Source organism: Marisediminitalea sp., from assembly GCF_984433645.1.
In genome coordinates, this window is record NZ_CFIDRX010000082.1 from 1 (window position 1) to 18,650 (window position 18,650).

The window sequence follows — 18,650 nt, forward strand, 5'->3', positions numbered from 1 at the left end:
AACCAGCTATTGACTACGTTGTAACTAAGATCCCACGTTTTAACTTTGAGAAGTTTGCCGGCTCTAACGACCGACTGACAACACAGATGAAGTCAGTGGGCGAGGTCATGGCGATTGGTCGTAACCAGCAGGAATCACTACAGAAAGCGTTGCGCGGTCTGGAAGTGGGTGCCAACGGTTTTGACCCGATTGTAGACCTGGATGATCCTGAAGCACGCAATAAGCTGATTTATGAACTGCGCGAGCCAGGCGCAGAGCGTATCTGGTACATCGCAGATGCGTTCCGTATGGGCATGACAGTAGAAGAAGTCTTCAATCTGACCAACGTTGACCGCTGGTTCCTGGTTCAAATTGAAGAAATCATCAATCTGGAAAACCACATCGCTGAGATTGGCCTGAGCCAGATTGATGAGACCTTAATGCGCACGCTGAAGCGCAAAGGCTTCTCTGATTCACGCATTGCAACCCTGACTAACGTGGGTGAGAGCGATGTACGTGACACGCGTCGCGGCATGAGCATTAAGCCGGTATACAAGCGTGTTGATACCTGTGCAGCCGAGTTCTCAACCAGCACCGCTTACATGTACTCAACCTACGACGAAGAGTGTGAAGCAGCACCTTCTGATCGCGATAAAATTATGGTGCTGGGCGGCGGTCCAAACCGTATCGGCCAGGGTATCGAATTTGACTACTGCTGTGTTCACGCAGCCCTGTCGATGCGCGAAGACGGTTACGAAACCATTATGGTTAACTGTAACCCGGAAACCGTATCAACAGACTACGACACGTCAGACCGTCTGTACTTCGAACCAGTCACACTGGAAGACGTACTGGAAATCGTAGCGGTTGAACAACCCAAAGGCGTTATTGTTCAGTACGGTGGTCAAACACCACTGAAACTGGCGCGTGCATTGGAAGCCAACGGTGTGCCAATCATTGGTACGTCACCAGAGGCGATTGACCGTGCGGAAGACCGTGAACGATTCCAGCAAATGGTTAACAAGCTGGGTCTGAAGCAGCCTGCAAACGCGACCGTAAGTAACATGGAGCAAGCGCTGGCCAAAGCAGAAGAAATTGGCTTCCCGCTGGTAGTTCGTCCATCTTACGTACTGGGTGGCCGTGCGATGGAAATCGTGTACGACCTGAAGGACCTCAAACGCTACCTGAACGAAGCAGTTAAAGTGTCGAATGACTCACCAGTTCTGCTGGACCGTTTCCTGGATGACGCCATTGAGGTTGACCTGGATGCGGTATGTGACGGCACTGATGTTGTGATTGGCGGCATTATGGAGCACATCGAACAAGCGGGTGTTCACTCTGGTGACTCTGCGTGTTCACTGCCTCCACACTCACTGAGTCAGGACATCCAGAATGTGATGCGTGAACAGGTTAAAGCGATGGCCCTGGAACTGGGTGTTATCGGTTTGATGAATACGCAGTTTGCAATCAAAGACGGCGAAGTGTACCTGATTGAAGTAAACCCGCGTGCAGCGCGTACTGTGCCATTTGTATCTAAGGCTACCGGTGTACCGCTGGCGAAAATCGCGGCGCGCGTTATGGCAGGCAAGTCGCTGAAAGAGCAGGGCTTTACGGAAGAAGTTATCCCGCCGTTCTATTCAGTGAAAGAAGTGGTTCTGCCATTTGCTAAATTCCAGGGTGTTGACCCGCTGTTAGGCCCTGAAATGCGCTCTACCGGTGAAGTCATGGGTGTGGGTGACACGTTTGAAGAAGCATACGCCAAAGCCAACCTGGGTGCTGGTGCACCACTGCCTAAGCCGGGCAAAGCGTTATTATCCGTTCGTCAAACCGACAAGCCGAAGCTGGTTGAGTTGTCGAAAGCACTGATTGCTAACGGTTTTACTATCGAATGTACCCGCGGTACGGCAGAATCTCTGCGTGCGCAGGGCATCGAGGCGTCAATCGTAAACAAACTGTCTGAAGGTCGCCCAAATATTGTGGACGCCATCAAGAACGGTGAGTACGCGTACATCGTGAACACCACGGAAGGCCGTCAGGCTATTACCGACTCGGTATATATTCGTCGTGAAGCGTTGTTGAATAAGGTAACTTATACCACAACCATGAACGCGGCATTTGCGACGGTTCAGGCTAAGTCAGCTGATGACCGTGGAAAAGTGACGTCAGTTCAGGAATTACACGCCAAAATAAACGGCTAATGACAGCGAACAGGATACCTAGTATCCTGTTCACCTATGCCGATAAAAATTAACTTGAAAATTGCGCCTGCCGGGCGCATTTTTTATTCAAGAGCAACAACTTTTAAAGTGAGAATAACACAATGACGCAATATCCTATGACAGCTCGTGGGGCAGCACTTTTGCGTGAGGAACTCAATGAACTGAAATCGGTTCAACGCCCAAAAATCATTGCTGCCATTGCCGAAGCCCGTGAACACGGAGACCTTAAGGAAAACGCTGAATACCACGCCGCACGCGAACAACAAAGTTTCTGTGAAGGACGTATTCAGGATATCGAGGGCAAACTGTCAAACGCGCAAATCATCGACGTCACCAAAATGCCAAACAATGGCAAAGTGATCTTCGGTGCAACGGTAACCATTATGAATCTGGAAACCGACAAGGAAACCACGTACCGCATCGTGGGCGATGACGAGGCGAATATTAAAGAAAACCTCATTTCCGTTAATTCACCCATTGCGCGTGGGTTAATTGGCAAAGAGTTAGACGACGTTGTTAATATTCAGACGCCAGCGGGTACGGTTGAATACGAAATCGTAGAAGTTGAATATATCTAACTACACCTAATTTGAAAAAGTGGAGCTCTGGCTCCACTTTTTTGTTTTCAGACAGCAGGAAAACAACGCATGGACGAACAAAAGCAAGACGAAATCTTCACACTCGACACCAAAGTGGTGTATCAAAATCGATGGATGACGGTACGCGAAGACAGTATCGGACGGGAAGATGGCTACCGCGGTATCTACGGTGTGGTGGATAAGCCGAATTTTGTGGTGGTAATTGCGCTTGATGACGAGCAGGTCTACATGGTGGAACAGTTCCGCTACCCCGTAAAAGGACGTCATTTGGAGTTCCCTCAGGGAGCAAAAGAAGGCGACGCACCTTTTGAGCCCCTTGCTGTTGCGAAAGCGGAGTTAAAAGAAGAGTGTGGTCTGTTGGCAAATGAGTGGTTACCGGTTGCCGAACAATTTCTGGCGTTTGGGATGTGTTCTCAGCGCTATCATATTTTTGTGGCTAAGGGACTCTCTCAATCTACCCAGGACTTGGAAGAAACAGAGCAAGGTCTTGAAGTTCACAAAATGCCAATCGCTGAGCTGGAACAAAAAATCCTGGCGGGAGAAATAATGGATGCCACGACCTGTAACGCCTTTGGACTGGCCCGCTTGAAGGGCTTTATCTAACCGTGCGTATTATTGTCGATGATTTGTCTCACCCTCAGGTGCATGCGTTACTGGAAGAGCATCTTGAAGATATGCGCGCTACCTCGCCACCTGAAAGTGTTCACGCGTTGGACTTAAGCGGGTTAAAGCATCCGACTATCACCTTTTTCAGCGCTTGGGAAAACGATGAGCTGCTTGGCTGTATTGCGATAAAACAGCACAATAAAGCGCAAGGTGAGATTAAGTCGATGCGTACTCCCAGAGCAAAACGTGGCCGCGGTACTGCCAGATTATTGTTGCTTCACCTGATGGGTTTCGCCCGTGAAAAGGGCATTGAAGCGCTGTATCTCGAAACAGGTTCTATGGCCTTTTTTGAACCAGCAAGGCAGCTTTACGCTCGCCACGGTTTTGAGTTTTGCGGGCCCTTCGCCGACTATACAGACGATCCAAACAGCTGTTTTATGATGCGTTTGCTGTAGGCCTGTATTTAAAGCTATGGCGACTGCTCAGGCACTCTCTGGCTTATCACTGGCTGTCTCCTGACTCTCGGTAGGCACATATTGGGCCAGTGTCAAAGCCTGTATCAGCGGTGAAACATCGATAAGGTGAATCACGTGTGAATAGGTGTGCTGCAGGTTTAGCAGTTTCTCATACACGTCCATGTCTACCTTGGAGAGCAAAGCCAAACGTTGCTTGGTCATCGGCGTAGTCTGGCGAACGTTTGCATGGCATTCCAACGTCGTTGCACACAAAATTACCTTGTTTTCTTCCAGATATTGCACGATTTGTTTGCGTAATTTACTGGCAAAACACTCGTGGGCTGTCAGGGCAATCAGGCGTTGATCGGCTTTTCTTTCACAGTGGATTGCCATGTGGTATCGATTTGCCTGTTGCAGCAAGCGTCGTAATACACTGGAGTCAGGTGGTGACTTGTCCATATCGGCAACAAAACCATGCAGAGGCACTTCATTCGTAAGTTGCTTGAAGGGATACAAGTCATTACTTTGCTCTGGCATATACACGGTTTTCAACCTGCCGTGCATTTGTCGGCCATTAATGATTTGAATCGCAATATGCGGTTGGTTTCTCGAAGCCAGTTCCCACAGATATCGGAAATACACTTTTTGTTGCTGCTCGATATTGCGAATCTTCAGCATGGAAGCGTTCTGGCCTTTAATTTTGCTGGCCATTTTGTTGTTGGCATCGTTCGCCTCGAGCTTTAAGCGCATTACCAGTGTTTGCGGTGAATAATTGAGGACCTGATAGCGCAAGCCTTTCATTTTTAAATCAGGGACACTCACTTTAATAAATTCCGGTGTCGCTTCCTGTGGGGGAGACAGTAGCTCTATTTGCATGCCGCTTAACGAAAAATCCCTGACGATGGCATGGTAAGTGCTCATCAGGCCAAATTTTACGGAGGCGCTTTTTTCTATTCGATAACGCGGCTCAGCGCGGCGATCATTGCCTTCTTCCATGACAAAATGCAGGGGCCAACAAGCCTGACTGTCGCTAAGCTGTTTGGGAAGTTTCGCTTTTTCTATATTGCAGTGTGCTTTCAGTTTCCCCAGCTCTTCGTTCATCATGCGAGCATATAAAATGTGCTTCAACTGTGGGATCAGTTCGGAGTCTTCCGTTTTTATATCCTGAATTGTCATCGCATTGCTGCGATCTGTGTCCGGGACTTCACTCAAGCGGTATTGCCAGATAGCTAAGCTACCGGATTCTTCTGCCAGTTTGATAAAAAAGCCCAGTATATTCGCGTGTTCAAGCTCTCTGAGGGTAGCGCATAACTCAATGGGTTTACCGGTGCCTGAGACAATAGTTGCTCTGAACACAAAGGTTTCGTGATAGCGTTGGAGTTCGTCCATAATCCGCTTAAACCTTGCTTTGCCAGGCAGAAAGCGGGTGTTACGACAGCCAGGATTACGCTCGGCGTTGGTGCCGGTCAGCAATACCATGGTGGGAATAAAGGTGTCATTTTCGTTGCGCAGAAACACCGGGATCCAGGGCGAGTTCTCCACAATACGGTCGCGATCCAGTGCTTGCATGGTACGCTCGATTTCCAGGTCGCGCTCCAAAGGCATGCGCAACGAAACACCGGCCAGGTATTTGGCTATTTTGGGACGCCACTCCTCATCTTCTTCCGCTAGCGTGAATGTGGCGTGATGCCGTTGTGTGCGGCTACTGAACTCGACATCTTTAAACCGGTAGTGGATTTCCTGGTGCGCCTTGCAAAGTCCCATAATGTCGGGAAACAGAATGGGAACCGGCTCGTCAGCAAACTTGGGGGAGCGGGTACAGGCTACCGTGATTTCCGAGGCGCTGAGTGCGACTACAGCGAGGCTTCTACCATTCTGGTACGCCGTTGTTGATACTGAAAAATGGGGAGTAATTGACAAGTCATCGTCAAATACAATGTCTTTATAGCTTTGCGACTGCACCGTGAACGCCTGCATTATTTTCTGGCGTAATTTGCGCGTGACCTGATTTTTATAGAAGTCCGAGTTGGTAATAGACTCGAATACGCCGACCGTGTATTGGTCCAGGTAGCGCGCCGTTTCCCGCTTCAGTATTTCTGCGCCTACCCGGTCAAGGGTCATGGTGATGCCGAAGTGAGCAAATTTCTTAACCGGAAATTGAGCGAATGCAGAGTTGTCGGCTGGCGCATCTGTTTGCGATGTCAGTCGAATAACTTCGTTTTTTATAACGTTGCGGGCCTGCGCATTCAGTCTGGAAGAAAAGCGATTCAATCCCTCCAACAACTTACCTTGCTGCTGATAAGGAATGAGTGCTTTTATAACGGAGCCGTAGCGTTCAATAATGTCTTGTTCGGTACTCATCGTTTTTGTTCTTTTCGAGTACGTAATGCCATGAAACTTAACATAACACCAAAGTGCCGCCATTGAACAGTGTTTATGGTTTTATCAGGGGCATGGGGTAGCGTCACGCGACCCTTAACCATGTGTCTCACAGTAAAAGATTACCTTTCAAAAGTTCGTATTTTAACCAAAATGATTAATAAAGACGGCTATTGCTTGTTGTTGATTATTTGTTTGTCTAGTTTACATTTTCTTAACTTTTGAAGTTTTTATTAAAACCAGTGACGAACATCGACAAGGTAGGGCATATGACACTGATAAAACGAAACGGAAAATCGCGGCTATGCCTGGCTGCGGCTTTGCTACCGATTGTGTTTAGCGCAAGTTGTGGGGCTAAACAATTAACCAGACCCACTAAGGCACAACATCCTGTTGCAACCAGTGGGCCTCAGGTTGAACAGCTGGACCGGGGACTGATAGCGGTGCCGACCAATAACGGCAATTACCTGAGTTGGCGTTTACTTGCCAGGGATCCCGAAACAGTGTCATTTGATGTGTATCGCAATGGCCAGAAAATCAATCATAGTAAGTTGACCGATGTGACTTCGTTTGTTGATGAACAAGGCACAGCTTCAGATCGGTATCAGGTTAAAGCGTTCTATAGCCGACAGCACAATCGCATACAGCCGCCAGTTGGCGGTACCGGCGTGTCTGATAAAGTGACGCCCTGGACCATGCCTTACTTATCAGTACCGCTGGTAAAGCCTGAAGATGGCTGGATAAAGGGTCAAACTTACAGTTACTCTGCAAATGACACCTCTGTGGCCGATTTGGACGGCGACGGTCAGTATGAAATTCTGGTGAAGTGGTATCCCAGCAATGCCAAAGACAACTCACAGGCCGGGGATACGGGGCCAACATTGATTGATGCATATACCCTTGAGGGCGAACAGCTGTGGCGAATCGACCTTGGGCCAAATATTCGATCAGGCGCACATTACACACAATTTATTGCTTATGACTTTGATGGTGACGGCCGTGCCGAGCTTGCAATGAAAACGGCAGATGGTAGCGTCGACGGTGAGGGTCAGATTATTGGTGATGCTACTGCGGACTACCGTAATGATGCCGGATATATTTTATCGGGTCCGGAATACCTTACCATGTTCGATGGCCTCACAGGTAAAGCGCTGGATACTATTGATTATGAGCCCGCACGCGGCGATGTGAATAGCTGGGGAGACGGGTACGGCAACCGTGTTGATCGTTTTTTGGCCGGGGTGGCTTATCTGGATGGTAGCAAACCGAGTCTATTTATGGCGCGTGGTTATTATACCCGGGCAGTCATTGCAGCGTATGACTGGGAGGCCGGTGAACTTCAACGTCGCTGGGTATTTGATACAGACAATGGTGGTGCCGATGCACTGGCATACGGACAAGGCGCTCACAGCGTTACCGTTGGCGATGTGGATAACGACGGCAAGGACGAGATCGCCTACGGCGCTGCCACCATTGACGATGACGGGCACTTATTGTATTCCACCGAGTTGGGGCACGGTGATGCACAACACATGACCGACATCGACCCTAACCGCCCGGGCATGGAAATCTACATGGTGCACGAGTCCCCCTCGGCTTATACAAAAAATGGCGTTGAGTATGGTGTGGAATTACACGATGCCGCAACCGGCGAAATACTGTGGCATCGCCCCAGTAATCAGGCTGATGTTGGCCGAGGAGTAAGTGCAGATATCGACCCCAACTATGTCGGTAACGAAAACTGGGCGACGCGCGGCGGACTGGTTGCAGCAGATGGCACATTAATTAGTACTTCACGCCCTGCACCAGTAAACTTTGTCACCTGGTGGGATGGCGATCTAAGCCGGGAGTTGCTGGATAAAACGACGATTTCAAAATGGTTGCCGGAGAGTGCTGGTACAACGCCATTACTGGAAGGGGCAGATTATGGTGTGGTGTCGAACAATGGTACCAAGGCAACGCCTGGGCTGTCTGCTGATATTCTGGGAGACTGGCGCGAAGAAGTTATTTGGGCCACAGCAGACAGCAGTGAACTTCGTATTTTTTCAACGACACACCCGACGCAATATCGCTTCCCAACGCTAATGCATGATCCCCAGTATCGCGTTGCGATTGCTTGGCAAAACGTCGGTTACAATCAACCGCCGCACCCCAGTTTTTACCTGGGGACCGATATGACCGACACCCCTGCGTTTACTGTGTCAGAAACAGCCGTCGCACCGTTTGCTAAGGCATCGGCTAACGGTTTTGAGCAACACATTGTGGTTAACCTGTATCAGTCGGGTGATAAAGTAAAATCGACGGATATTTACCGCAGTACTGCTGACGATCCTGAAAATAAACAGTGGGTCGCAACGTTAAACCGAAACGATTCTGTGTTTGTAGACACCGATGTTGCACCCGATGTCACCTATTTATACTGGGCTGAAATGCAACTGCTTCGTCAGTTTGAGGTCGTTAAGCTCGAGCCCACCTATGCCTCACTTACAACCAGCCTGATTCCCGTTGTTGACACTTACCAAAACAGCACGGATGGTCCGGTACAATTAGCCTGGTTTACCCGGTCAATTGATATTGTCAGTATCGACATTGACAGAGCCACGATCACGGACCCTGACGCCGATCCTGGCACATTATCACGTCAAACTGTGGCAACGCTGGCTGCAACTGATACTGCCTGGCAGGATGCATCGAGTCTGGGGGGAGAACAATACTATTACTGGCTGTCATTCATTACACGCGATGGTACGGTAATAGAAGAAGGCCCGATTTTCGCCGAACGCTTTTTAGTACCCAAGACACACCTCACCAGTGAGGAAGTACAGGGTGGCATTCAGATAAGCTGGTCTTTGGAAGACTTCCCACAACCTATTCGCGGTGTGCAGGTGTACCGCAACACCCGAAACCAATTAGGCGGACGAACCCGAATCAGTCCCAGCGCACCGGTTGCCGGTAGCCTGACAGATTCACAGGGACTGGTTGCAGGCACTACCTATTGGTACATGTTCAAATTAACCATGCAGGATGGCAGTACCTTCAATACAGAGCCAGAAGCGGCGATCACCTATTCACAAACAAATGCGGTTCCACAAACCAATCTGGTGAGTCAAAAGGTTGAAGGAGGCATTCAAATCAGTTGGTCTCTTGAGGGTTTCGCCCAACCGATCCGCAGTGTGCAAATTTATCGTAACACCAGCGAGCAGCTTGGCGGACGAACCCGAATTAGCCCCGGGGCACCTACCAGCGGCGTGTTTATGGATAATCAGGGGCTGGTTGAAGGTACACAATACTGGTACATGTTTAAACTCACTATGCAGGATGGCACTACCTACAATACCGATCCGGAAGCCGTGGTAATGTTCTGATAGTCAATTAACAGGCCCCAATTGCTGAACAGAGGCACTTTTCGCTATTCAGCGCGGCGCCGGGAAAGACGATTTAAATGAAAAAGCCTCGGGGGATTCACCTTGTTCCCGCAACAGGGTGAGTCGTTCGATGGCTTCATCAATGGTTGGAATATGCCCATCTTCTATCCACCACAATACGTAGGTATTCTGTTCAGGCGGGTAGAACCATTCATTTTTTCTGCGCATAAAGTCCCGGTGCAGGGTTTTGAACATAAAGTCTTTTAACGCTTGAGGCGAGGTCCACACTGACATGTTTATCAATAAGTCGGGGTCGTCAAACACTTTGATATTGGTTGCATTGCCGGCCTCGTCTTTCAAACGCCATACAAATCCATCGCAAGACTCAGCAATAGCGTTAACTTTGTCCAGATTATCGACAAAATCGCTAATTTCAGGGGCGTCTAATGAATAGCGAGCTTTGGCTATATTGAGTTGAGCGAGTTGCATGAGGATGTCCTTGTCCAAATAGTGATGTCAGTTGAATGAACACTATGGGGACAGTGGGTATTTTTTTAAACAGCGAATAGTGGGTAGGCATTGGGAAGGGAGTGTTGCACCGGAGCAGCGAACTGCCCCGGTCAACTGTGGTTAGTGTTTCAACGCCACCGTTTCTACAGAAATATTGCGATGATGGGCTTTTGCACTGAAGTCCTTCACCAACTCTATTACGTCGAAGGCAACGGATTTTGAGTTAGTAAAATCCAGGATGACTTTTGAGTTTTCAGGCAGAGAATTCAGTTTCTTCAAAATACTGGGCTTGTTAAAGAACGAGACTTCCTCTGCCAGCACAATGTGATGGGTTTCCAAATCGTTCTGATTTTCTACGGTATCGCGAAAGTGGAACGAGTTCTTGTAGCTGTGCTTGAGGGTAAAAAATACGCTCACGGCTAATCCGGCAATCACGCCTGACAACAAATCGGTAACCAGCATCACAATGATCGTAGCCATAAAGGGTAAAAACTGCTCCCAGCCCGCGCGGTACATCACGGAAAAGGTAGCCGGTTTAGCCAGCTTGTAGCCCACTATAATCAACACCGCCGCCAGCGATGCCAGTGGGATCAGGTTGAGAAGTCCGCCAATGGCCACCACCGCAATCAGCAGGAAAAAGCCGTGCATGATGGCACTCAGTTTCGATCTGGCACCAAACGCGATGTTGGCTGAACTGCGAACAATTACCTGTGTTACCGGTAAACCACCAAGTAAACCAGAGAAAATGTTACCCAGCCCCTGAGCTTTCAATTCACGATTGGTTGGTGTGGTATTGCGCTGAGGGTCAAGTTTGTCAGTAGCTTCTACGCTCAACAGGGTTTCGATACTGGCGACAATGGCCATCACCGCAGCAACCGTCAGTACATCAAGACTAAACATTTGATCGAAGGCAGGAAATGCCATCTCGTTCGTTAAGTCAGTAAAACTGCTGATTACCGGCAGAGATACCAACTGGTCCACGCTCAATGGCGCACTGGCCTGATTAAGAATGACGGTAAAGACGATACCCAGCAATACAACCACAATGGGGCCTTGAATAAGCTGGAAAATCTTGTGCTTGGGCGTCAGGTATTTGTCCCACACCACTAGCAACGCCAGCGAGAACGCTGAAATCAACAGGGCAGGTAACGAAATCTGAGAGATGGCATGAGTAATGGCTGAAAACGTGTTTTCCCCATTGAATTGTTGGAACGCTTGCTCGCCCAGAAAGTCGGCGTGCCAGCCCAGTAAGTACGGCAGCTGTTTCAGAATGATCAGTAAACCGATCCCCGTCAACATGCCAGTAATGACCGACGTTGGGAAAAAGTAGGCAACGAACCCGGCGCGTAAATAGCCAAGCGCAATTTGAAATACCCCCGCGAGTACAACCGCACAGAGAAATAGCTCCCAACTACCAAGCGTAGCAATAGCATCGAAGACAATTACAGCCAAACCTGCTGCCGGGCCGCTCACACCCAGTCGAGAGCCACTGGCCATACCAACGACAATACCGCCCACGATACCGGCGATGATGCCCGAGAAAAGTGGTGCACCAGATGCTAGCGCAATACCTAAACAGAGTGGCAGAGCCACGAAGAACACGACAATACTGGCAGGAAGATCCTGCTTAATATGTTTAAATGAGAGGTCCATTTTCATCATTGATTCCTTAAAGTGAGGCTGTCAGCCTGGATTCGGCGTAAGCCTGTTCCATTTCTTCAAACGCTTTAGTTTGCGGGTTCCAGCAAGCGATCGTGCCGTGCTCAATGTTGTAAACCCAGCCGTGCAGCTGAACTGCGCCGGTTGCCAGTTTTGCCGCCACAGCAGGATGCGTTTTAATGTGCTGTAATTGCTGTAACACATTTTCTTTGGTGACGTCGTCCAGATGATCCATTGTTACTTCGCCGTGGACTTCTTTAACGACTTCGGTGGCACAACGGCAATGACCCAACCACTCTTTTACGTGAGGCAAGCTGTCCAGTTTGTCAGGGGTAATCGCCCCTTTCATAGCACCACAGTCGGTATGACCGCAAATAACGATGTGTTTCACGCCAAGTGCAGCCACAGCAAATTCGATAGATGCAGTCATGCCGCCAGTCTGGTTGCTGTGTGGCGGAACAATGTTACCTGCATTTCGGCAGATGAATAATTCGCCTGGGGCAGTTTGTGTTACCAGGTTTGGATCGATGCGCGAATCTGCGCAGGTGATAAAGAGAACTTCAGGGCTCTGGCCATTGGCCAGTTTTTTAAACGTATCTTGCTGCTCGGGGAAAACATCACGCTGAAATTTAGCGACACCAGATATAACATGATCCATGGGGAAAGCTCCGGTTATAGAAGAAAATAAAATGTCTGATAGTCATATTCGGTGATAACGATATAGTTTAAAATCTCACTTAGTGATAGTCATTGACTATCATGGGGTGGGAATGAGCCAGAGCGGAGAATTAGCGGGTTAAACTGCGGGAAGCCGGCATTTTTTACTGCAGATAAACGAAATTTTGCGACAAATCACTGTCACGTTTTTCATTTGAAAATAGTTGTAAAAACAATGGTTTGTTTATATTTTGTTAAAATTGTATTTGTTGTGCTATGTTGGTTTTGTGAAGTTGTATAACGCAGCATGTCAGTGTACTGGCAGCAGGTCACGAAGCGCTTCCGTGAGATTTTGATTTTACAGTATGTTGTTCTGCCCGGTGCTTCATGAGCCGTAACAACATGTAGTGAAAGTCATGGAAAATGACACGTCCCCAAAACCGCGAGTACCCACCCAGGTTGGTGTTATCGGTTAACGTTGTACTGAGGGTAAGCAGGGTATAGCCTTCCGGTGTCAGTTGCAGGTGATAACTACCGTACAAAGGCGAAAAGAATTCGCCGCCCATTTTTACATGTTTATCCAATGCCGTATCCGGGATTTGCTCGGGATTAATGTCAAAGCGATAGGCCATTCGCTCGGCTGGCTCCCAGGCAGTAATGATTTCCTGGAACACTACGCCTTTTCCCCATTCACTGGTTCTGACTGCATTGTTCTCAAGCGCGCTCATAGACGCACGTAATGGTCGGGGAATACCGATAAGTTGCCCGAATGACAATGGAAGCTCATCTTTGCTAATGTCGCTGACGTTTCCTAATTCCTGCCAAACCTGATCTGGTGTGGCTTGTATAATCACACTGTCGCTAACCGTGTATTGATAGGTTGATGAAAGGGTCGTTAATTCAATAGGAGTACACAGTACGGGGAGTAATATGGTACACAGTAAAGGTTTGTCTGATTTCGTAGCCTGACGAAGTCGGATCCAGCGCGCGGCCAGGCCGCCCATACTGGCAAAAAACAGAAAAGCGGGTGAAGCAAGAACGACGCAAATACTGCCCTCTAACAGCGTAATAACGGATACCAGCATACAAACAAAAACAGGCTGCCACGCCAATGTACTCGCTCTGGACGCCGAGATGGTCTGGCATTGCTTTAGTTCATAATAGATGCGGATGTAGCCAATCGCAAAAGGCACCAGGAATAAAAACGACGCTGTCACCAAACCGTTCAGATGACTGAGCTTATCCAGTTCCCATACAACCCTGAATAACAGGCCATAGAGCGCGCCGCAAACAATACCAATATGTGAGGGAGACAACGTCATGACGGGGATTATTGATCCACGGGAAGAGAAAGCGCACCGCCGGGAGGAATAGTGCGAATATCTTCAAGGAGGGCTGTCAGATAGTCGGCAAAGCCAAGGTTATCCGGATCTTTTAAGTTCAGCGATAACTGTTCAAAAGCCTGCTTGTAAGTATTGCCATCATCCGTCCTGCCTAAGTGATAACTGTAAGCCGTGGCCACATAGAGGTATTGTAAACGATGGTATTCATCAACTTCACCGGCTGCATTATTTGCCAGGAAAAGAGCGATTTCAGAGAGCGCTGCTTGTCGGTATTTATTGGCTTTCACAGGGTCACCCAGGTCTTCGTACCAACGGGCCAGTAATCGTTTCATATGGTTGCGCTCATCCCCATCTAAATCGCGTAATGCAGTCAGGGCTTCAAGCGTTTCCAGCTTTCCTACGATGGTCGTATTGTCGGGAGTGTGGGCTGAAAGGTAATGAGTGATGGCGGCTTTTTCCTGTTCGGAAAGTGTAAAGTCACCGATTAAACCGACAAAACCAGACGCTTCACATACCCAAATTCCGTGCTGGTCGGTGTAAGGCCAAAATACCTGATCGTATTTACTTGGCCAGTGATAAATATAGCTTCCGTAACTCGCCGGCTCGGAAACCTGGCAGGTTTCGCCTGTAAATATGGGGTCTGCGACCTCGGCTTCTCCCCAGGTAGTTGCGAAAGCAGACTGGCTGGCCAAAATGACAACGCTGAGTGAAATACATAGCTTTCTGATTAACATAAGTGCTTCCGACTTTGTGTAATTTGAATCAAGCGCCCTTGATCGTCAAAGACCAGTTCTACAAAGTTACCCGCCATCAATTCGGCGTCAGCCCGTTTGTGCAGCATTAAATCCTGCATGAGCTGTGGCGACACCGTAATTTTTTGATTGTTGCAGTCGGTGAATAACCAATTGCCTTCATGTTTGGCCAGCATAGCGTGCTTCGAGTGGAACGCGGTTAACGTAGCCAGTTTGTCTTTATAGGCTTTGTTATACACAGTGAGTTGTTGTTGATACTGGCTGGTGTCAGGTAATTCATCTTCGTAGCCGTGATAAGCAACAGCAACCTCAAGTGCGTCTGAATGCGCAACTGGTGACTGTTGAGTAAATGTGTTCATTGCGTAGATCACGACCAAACAACACAGTGCGCCGCACAATGCCATCCACTCTTTACCCGGCAGGTAGTTCTGCCAGGAGAATGGCTGTTTTGCCTGATTAATCACCTGCCGTTTAATGCGTCCCGGCGCCGGATATTGCTGCTTACTTTGTTCGTAAGCTTGTTTAAATTCGTTGTCGTTCATGCTGATGGCTTCCACAGTTTCCGCAGGTTATCCCGGGCGTAGCGCAGTCGTGTTTTGACGGTCTCAACCGGTACATTACAGATAGTTGCGATGTCCTGCAGGCTAAAGTCCTCCTGCTGCAGTGAAAAGGCTTCGCGCTGGGCGAAAGGGAGTTGCTTCAACGCCTGATGAAAATCGTCGCAGTGACGGAGTTCCTGATGTTCATCGGGCAGCGACTCGACATCATCATCGTAGGTCCAGCGTTTGTCTCTGCGTATTTCATCGATGAGCATGCGATGGCCAACCGTAAATAGCCACGCCTGGAACTGCCCCTGTGCTTTGTACAGATTCGGCGACTCTACCAGTTTGAGCCACACTTTTTGCGTGACATCGGCGGCAGTGTTGGGGTCGCTCATCACCAATAGATAATAGTAAAGGCGGTTGGCATGTTCGTCGTACAGCGCTTCCAGCGCGCGGTTATCGCCGGTGGTTTGATAGCGCTGTAAAAGCGAATCCCAGCTGCTGGCGGCAGGAGAGGATTGCGCCAATGTGGGCGCGGTTTCCTGGCCGGCAGCGGTTAGCCTGTTTTTTATTGAAGTCAGAAATCCCAGTCTGGCTATTCCCATTGGCACTGTCCTTACTGCTCTAACGCGAACGTCAGTATCACTTGTAACCCAGTTTGTGCCATGGGTACACCTTTTTCTACCCGAGGCTGGTATTTCCATTTTGCCAGTGCGCGGCGTGCTTCGCGATCAAAGACCCGTTTGGGTTCAGCATCCAGAATGCTGATATTGGCTACCGTACCTTGCGGTGTCAGGTCGAAAGCCAGCTTTACCCAACCTTCTACACCATCACGCGCGGCATCGGGTGGGTAGCTGGGGTCAACGCGCACAATAGGGCGGGCCATCATATCCTGCGTACCATTACCCATTGTGGTATTTATCGTGACTTCCGTATTTACCGTTACCGGATCGACATTGAAGTCCGTATTCGTCGGGCCGGGATCCTGAGGCGGTATGGTAGGCTTGGTTTCCGGTGCTTTTACCGGTTCAGGCATGGGCTTTATCTTGGGGCGTACCTGGGTTTTGGTTTCTTCCACATCCAACACAATGTTCGCTAGTACCGGCGTTTCTGTTGGCACGGGCACTTCCGCGTTTTGCTCAATGAGTTTGGCCATCATTACGAATAAACCAAATGTCACCGCGCCAGCTAGTGCTATATGAGTAAGCGTTTTGACGCTCCCAGGGACAACAAGAGAATTGGCGGGTAATGCGTGAGGTGTTGGCGTAGCGATGTTTGTTTGCATGCGAAGCTCCTTATTATTAATGCGAAGCAGCGCATGAAACGGCCATGTTAAATCACCTGTTTCTGCGCCTCTTCACACATACAACGACGGAGTCGGCGAGAAGGGGTGAACTTTTTTAAATTATTTTTCCGCAGCCAGGTAATGCAGCAACATTGCCTGCACAAAGGCCTGACAATCTGTAGCGGTAGTGGGGTCGTAATGCCCGCCATTGGTCAGGTTATTGGAAAGCACCCGAATGCCGACAAAAGGTACACCGTAAGCTTCCGCTATCTGGGCGGCAGCCGCGGTTTCCATTTCCTCGGTACTGGTGCCAAATTGGTTGTGTAGCCAGGCGATGCGATCCAGTTCATTGTTCCAAAAATTACCGCTGGCAATCGTGCCTTCAACCACTTTGCCACGTTCATATGCGTGTTTAACAGCATGCGCAGCGGCAATGAGTTCAGGTGACCCCAGGTAATAGCGAATGCGCTCTGCGTCTTTCGCTGAGTCGCCTTCACCCGCGCTGCCTGACGATGCCAGTAAGTCCATGGGCAACCATTCAAGTGGGGCTGAACCTTCGCCTTTAGCACGAAACGGCGTTTTGAAGTTACTGGCGTTCACTGAGCGTTTGCCTATTACGATATCGCCCACCTTCAGGCTCGGATCATGGCCCCCCGAGGTGCCCTGATTGATGATCGCACGAGGTCGGTAACGCTCTATCCCAATCGCCGTAGCAGCTGCGGTGTTTTCCAACCCTTTGCCAGTTTGCGCGACCACAATGGGATAGCCGTTTAACGTACCTAAGTAAAAGGTGGCATGGCCTGATTGTTCTTTGCGTACATTATCCAGCAGGCCGGCAAAATGTTCGGCTTCAATTGGCATGGGGCCCTGAATCATTACGGGGGCTTGGGTAGCAGGTGCGGCAGGAATGGCGACTTGCTTAAAGTTGTCGGCCTGCACAAACGCAGAGATTAAAAGCGAAGCGAAGACAACAACACGGCGAAATACACTCATAAGATTACAGCATCCATTTCCAAACAATAAAGACGGCTAAAAAGCCAAACAGATAAACAAGACCAGCCCGACTTAACCACAATAATGCCTTGCCACCGCTTAGTTCCGGTGACAGGTTTGCTCTCTGTACCAACCGATAATTCAGCCACGCAAACATAGGCGTGGTAACAAATGCCAGTGTCATGGCGAATCCCAGCATGGTGAGCAGGGCAGACTTGAAGAACACCACAATAGCGAAACTCATTACCGATACCCAGATCAACCAGCCCACATAGATGTTTTCCGGGATATCTGACTTGCCTTTAAGCAAGCTGTGACATTCCGCAAGTGCACGGGAATAGCCATCGTAAACGGTAATGGCGGAGCCAAAAATACACAGGAAGGCGACAATGGCGATCAGGTAGCGCGCCCATTCACCAATGGTTGAGGCATATAAACTTACCAATTGTTGAGAAAAACCAATACCGCCGCTGGCCAACGGTTCACCGCTGCCATGCAACACCAATGCGCCTAAAGCCAGAAAAACCAGAGCCAGAAGCAGGGTAACAATATAGCCCAGGTTAAAATCAAACAAAGCGGACGAGGGCGTAACGGTTTGCTCGCGGCACTGTTGTTTTAACCACAGTGACGTAATACCCGATATTTCGATTGGCGCGGGCATCCAGCCCATGGTGACCACTAAAAAGCCGATGGCAGCTAAATTCCACGGCGAAGGTGACTCAAAGTCTGCCGGCGCAACCGGGCCCTGTTGCCAGGCTATGAGCGTCGCGCTCACTGTGGCAATAACCAACGCAATCATAATGAACTTGGCCACCTGATTGAGCAGGTGATAGTGACCTGCAATCAACACCAGCAACATAACCGCCAGTAACCCGCCAGCTATTACCGGTAAGGGCAGGCTAAAAGGAATGAATAAACTAAATAAGCTGGCAGAAAACAACAATAGCGCGGCAGCGTTCACAAAGGAAACCAAGCCATTTAATACAAAACTGGTGAGCAGATAAGGCTTACCCATTTCCGCATAGCCGGTCTGTAGTGTTTGTTGTGTGGAAATGGTGTAACTCACACCCGCCCGAAAAAACGGGTATTTAAACAGGTTAACGGCCAGAATAAGCAGCGCTAGTTGCCAGCCAAATTTTGCTCCAGCCTGAGTGGAAGCCACGAGATGGCTGCCGCCTATAGCCGCTGTGGCCATGAGAATACCCGGGCCAAGGCGTTGTATAAGTAATTGAAGGCGAGAAAAACGGTTATCCGATACCGAGTGCTGTTCCACGAGCAGTCCTGAAAAGACGTAAATGCAATATGTG

General features: G+C 49.2%; 16 protein-coding genes. 5 read left to right on the forward strand and 11 right to left on the reverse strand.

Translation table 11 applies throughout. The annotated features are described in order from the left end of the window. The 4 genes from carB to AC4MRN_RS11760 form a co-directional block, all read left to right on the forward strand. Nucleotides 1-2,177: carbamoyl-phosphate synthase large subunit (gene carB, locus AC4MRN_RS11745; protein ID WP_491203377.1), on the forward strand; the 2,177-nt coding region annotated here is incomplete at its 5' end. Between the two features lie 122 nt (nt 2,178-2,299). Continuing rightward, nucleotides 2,300-2,776 (forward strand): transcription elongation factor GreA, encoded by a 477-nt coding sequence (greA, locus tag AC4MRN_RS11750; RefSeq protein ID WP_491056036.1) that lies wholly within the window; start codon nt 2,300-2,302, stop codon nt 2,774-2,776. Between the two features lie 69 nt (nt 2,777-2,845). Continuing rightward, nucleotides 2,846-3,400, forward strand: coding sequence for an NUDIX hydrolase (locus AC4MRN_RS11755; protein WP_073322414.1), 555 nt, complete (start codon nt 2,846-2,848; stop codon nt 3,398-3,400). Nucleotides 3,401-3,402: 2 nt separating this feature from the next. Next, the gene (locus AC4MRN_RS11760; RefSeq protein ID WP_491203378.1) at nt 3,403-3,858 is read left to right on the forward strand and encodes a GNAT family N-acetyltransferase; all 456 of its coding nucleotides are present in this window, start codon (nt 3,403-3,405) and stop codon (nt 3,856-3,858) included. A gap of 27 nt (nt 3,859-3,885) precedes the next feature. Here the strand turns inward: AC4MRN_RS11760 and AC4MRN_RS11765 are convergent, their stop codons facing one another. Next, on the reverse strand, nt 3,886-6,219 hold the full coding sequence (locus AC4MRN_RS11765) for a PilZ domain-containing protein (RefSeq protein ID WP_155014342.1): 2,334 nt from the start codon (nt 6,217-6,219) through the stop codon (nt 3,886-3,888). A 287-nt stretch (nt 6,220-6,506) separates the two neighbouring features. On the opposite strand from AC4MRN_RS11765, the gene AC4MRN_RS11770 reads away from it, so the two are divergent. Continuing rightward, nucleotides 6,507-9,602 carry a rhamnogalacturonan lyase gene (locus AC4MRN_RS11770; RefSeq protein ID WP_491203379.1) on the forward strand — a complete coding sequence of 1,032 codons (3,096 nt, stop codon included), beginning with the start codon at nt 6,507-6,509 and terminating at the stop codon, nt 9,600-9,602. A 48-nt stretch (nt 9,603-9,650) separates the two neighbouring features. On the opposite strand, the gene AC4MRN_RS11775 is transcribed toward AC4MRN_RS11770, so the two are convergent. The 10 genes from AC4MRN_RS11775 to AC4MRN_RS11820 form a co-directional block, all read right to left on the reverse strand. Next, on the reverse strand, nt 9,651-10,091 hold the full coding sequence (locus tag AC4MRN_RS11775; RefSeq protein WP_491203380.1) for a DUF3291 domain-containing protein: 441 nt from the start codon (nt 10,089-10,091) through the stop codon (nt 9,651-9,653). Nucleotides 10,092-10,232: 141 nt separating this feature from the next. Next, entirely contained in the window at nt 10,233-11,771 is a 1,539-nt protein-coding gene (locus AC4MRN_RS11780) for a SulP family inorganic anion transporter (RefSeq protein WP_491203381.1), read from the reverse strand. A gap of 10 nt (nt 11,772-11,781) precedes the next feature. Next, a complete protein-coding gene (locus AC4MRN_RS11785) occupies nt 11,782-12,429 on the reverse strand; it encodes a carbonic anhydrase (RefSeq protein WP_073322402.1) in 648 nt (215 codons plus the stop codon). 328 nt (nt 12,430-12,757) lie between these two features. Next, nucleotides 12,758-13,750, reverse strand: coding sequence for an SRPBCC family protein (locus tag AC4MRN_RS11790; RefSeq protein ID WP_491203382.1), 993 nt, complete (start codon nt 13,748-13,750; stop codon nt 12,758-12,760). Nucleotides 13,751-13,758: 8 nt separating this feature from the next. Beyond that, the gene (locus AC4MRN_RS11795) at nt 13,759-14,505 is read right to left on the reverse strand and encodes a hypothetical protein (protein ID WP_491203383.1); all 747 of its coding nucleotides are present in this window, start codon (nt 14,503-14,505) and stop codon (nt 13,759-13,761) included. After that, nucleotides 14,499-15,065 carry a hypothetical protein gene (locus AC4MRN_RS11800; RefSeq protein ID WP_073322397.1) on the reverse strand — a complete coding sequence of 189 codons (567 nt, stop codon included), beginning with the start codon at nt 15,063-15,065 and terminating at the stop codon, nt 14,499-14,501. The genes AC4MRN_RS11795 and AC4MRN_RS11800 overlap by 7 nt, the downstream gene beginning before the upstream one ends. Continuing rightward, on the reverse strand, nt 15,062-15,670 hold the full coding sequence (locus AC4MRN_RS11805) for a sigma-70 family RNA polymerase sigma factor (protein WP_491203384.1): 609 nt from the start codon (nt 15,668-15,670) through the stop codon (nt 15,062-15,064). Before AC4MRN_RS11805 ends, AC4MRN_RS11800 begins: the two co-directional genes overlap by 4 nt. A gap of 11 nt (nt 15,671-15,681) precedes the next feature. Then, on the reverse strand, nt 15,682-16,350 hold the full coding sequence (locus AC4MRN_RS11810) for a TonB family protein (protein ID WP_491203385.1): 669 nt from the start codon (nt 16,348-16,350) through the stop codon (nt 15,682-15,684). A gap of 120 nt (nt 16,351-16,470) precedes the next feature. Beyond that, the gene (locus tag AC4MRN_RS11815) at nt 16,471-17,343 is read right to left on the reverse strand and encodes a 5'-methylthioadenosine/S-adenosylhomocysteine nucleosidase (RefSeq protein WP_491203386.1); all 873 of its coding nucleotides are present in this window, start codon (nt 17,341-17,343) and stop codon (nt 16,471-16,473) included. A gap of 4 nt (nt 17,344-17,347) precedes the next feature. Then, nucleotides 17,348-18,616 (reverse strand): NRAMP family divalent metal transporter, encoded by a 1,269-nt coding sequence (locus AC4MRN_RS11820; RefSeq protein ID WP_491203387.1) that lies wholly within the window; start codon nt 18,614-18,616, stop codon nt 17,348-17,350. Between the last annotated feature and the right edge of the window lie 34 nt (nt 18,617-18,650).

Bases quoted from the DNA above. Each gene is read 5' to 3' on its own strand.
- AC4MRN_RS11790 (WP_491203382.1), bottom strand. From the start codon at position 13,750: ATGACGTTGTCTCCCTCACATATTGGTATTGTTTGCGGCGCGCTCTAT.
- AC4MRN_RS11785 (WP_073322402.1), bottom strand. From the start codon at position 12,429: ATGGATCATGTTATATCTGGTGTCGCTAAATTTCAGCGTGATGTTTTC.
- AC4MRN_RS11755 (WP_073322414.1), top strand. From the start codon at position 2,846: ATGGACGAACAAAAGCAAGACGAAATCTTCACACTCGACACCAAAGTG.
- AC4MRN_RS11815 (WP_491203386.1), bottom strand. From the start codon at position 17,343: ATGAGTGTATTTCGCCGTGTTGTTGTCTTCGCTTCGCTTTTAATCTCT.
- AC4MRN_RS11765 (WP_155014342.1), bottom strand. From the start codon at position 6,219: ATGAGTACCGAACAAGACATTATTGAACGCTACGGCTCCGTTATAAAA.
- AC4MRN_RS11800 (WP_073322397.1), bottom strand. From the start codon at position 15,065: ATGAACGACAACGAATTTAAACAAGCTTACGAACAAAGTAAGCAGCAA.
- AC4MRN_RS11780 (WP_491203381.1), bottom strand. From the start codon at position 11,771: ATGAAAATGGACCTCTCATTTAAACATATTAAGCAGGATCTTCCTGCC.
- AC4MRN_RS11775 (WP_491203380.1), bottom strand. From the start codon at position 10,091: ATGCAACTCGCTCAACTCAATATAGCCAAAGCTCGCTATTCATTAGAC.
- greA (WP_491056036.1), top strand. From the start codon at position 2,300: ATGACGCAATATCCTATGACAGCTCGTGGGGCAGCACTTTTGCGTGAG.
- AC4MRN_RS11795 (WP_491203383.1), bottom strand. From the start codon at position 14,505: ATGTTAATCAGAAAGCTATGTATTTCACTCAGCGTTGTCATTTTGGCC.
- AC4MRN_RS11805 (WP_491203384.1), bottom strand. From the start codon at position 15,670: ATGGGAATAGCCAGACTGGGATTTCTGACTTCAATAAAAAACAGGCTA.
- AC4MRN_RS11770 (WP_491203379.1), top strand. From the start codon at position 6,507: ATGACACTGATAAAACGAAACGGAAAATCGCGGCTATGCCTGGCTGCG.
- AC4MRN_RS11810 (WP_491203385.1), bottom strand. From the start codon at position 16,350: ATGCAAACAAACATCGCTACGCCAACACCTCACGCATTACCCGCCAAT.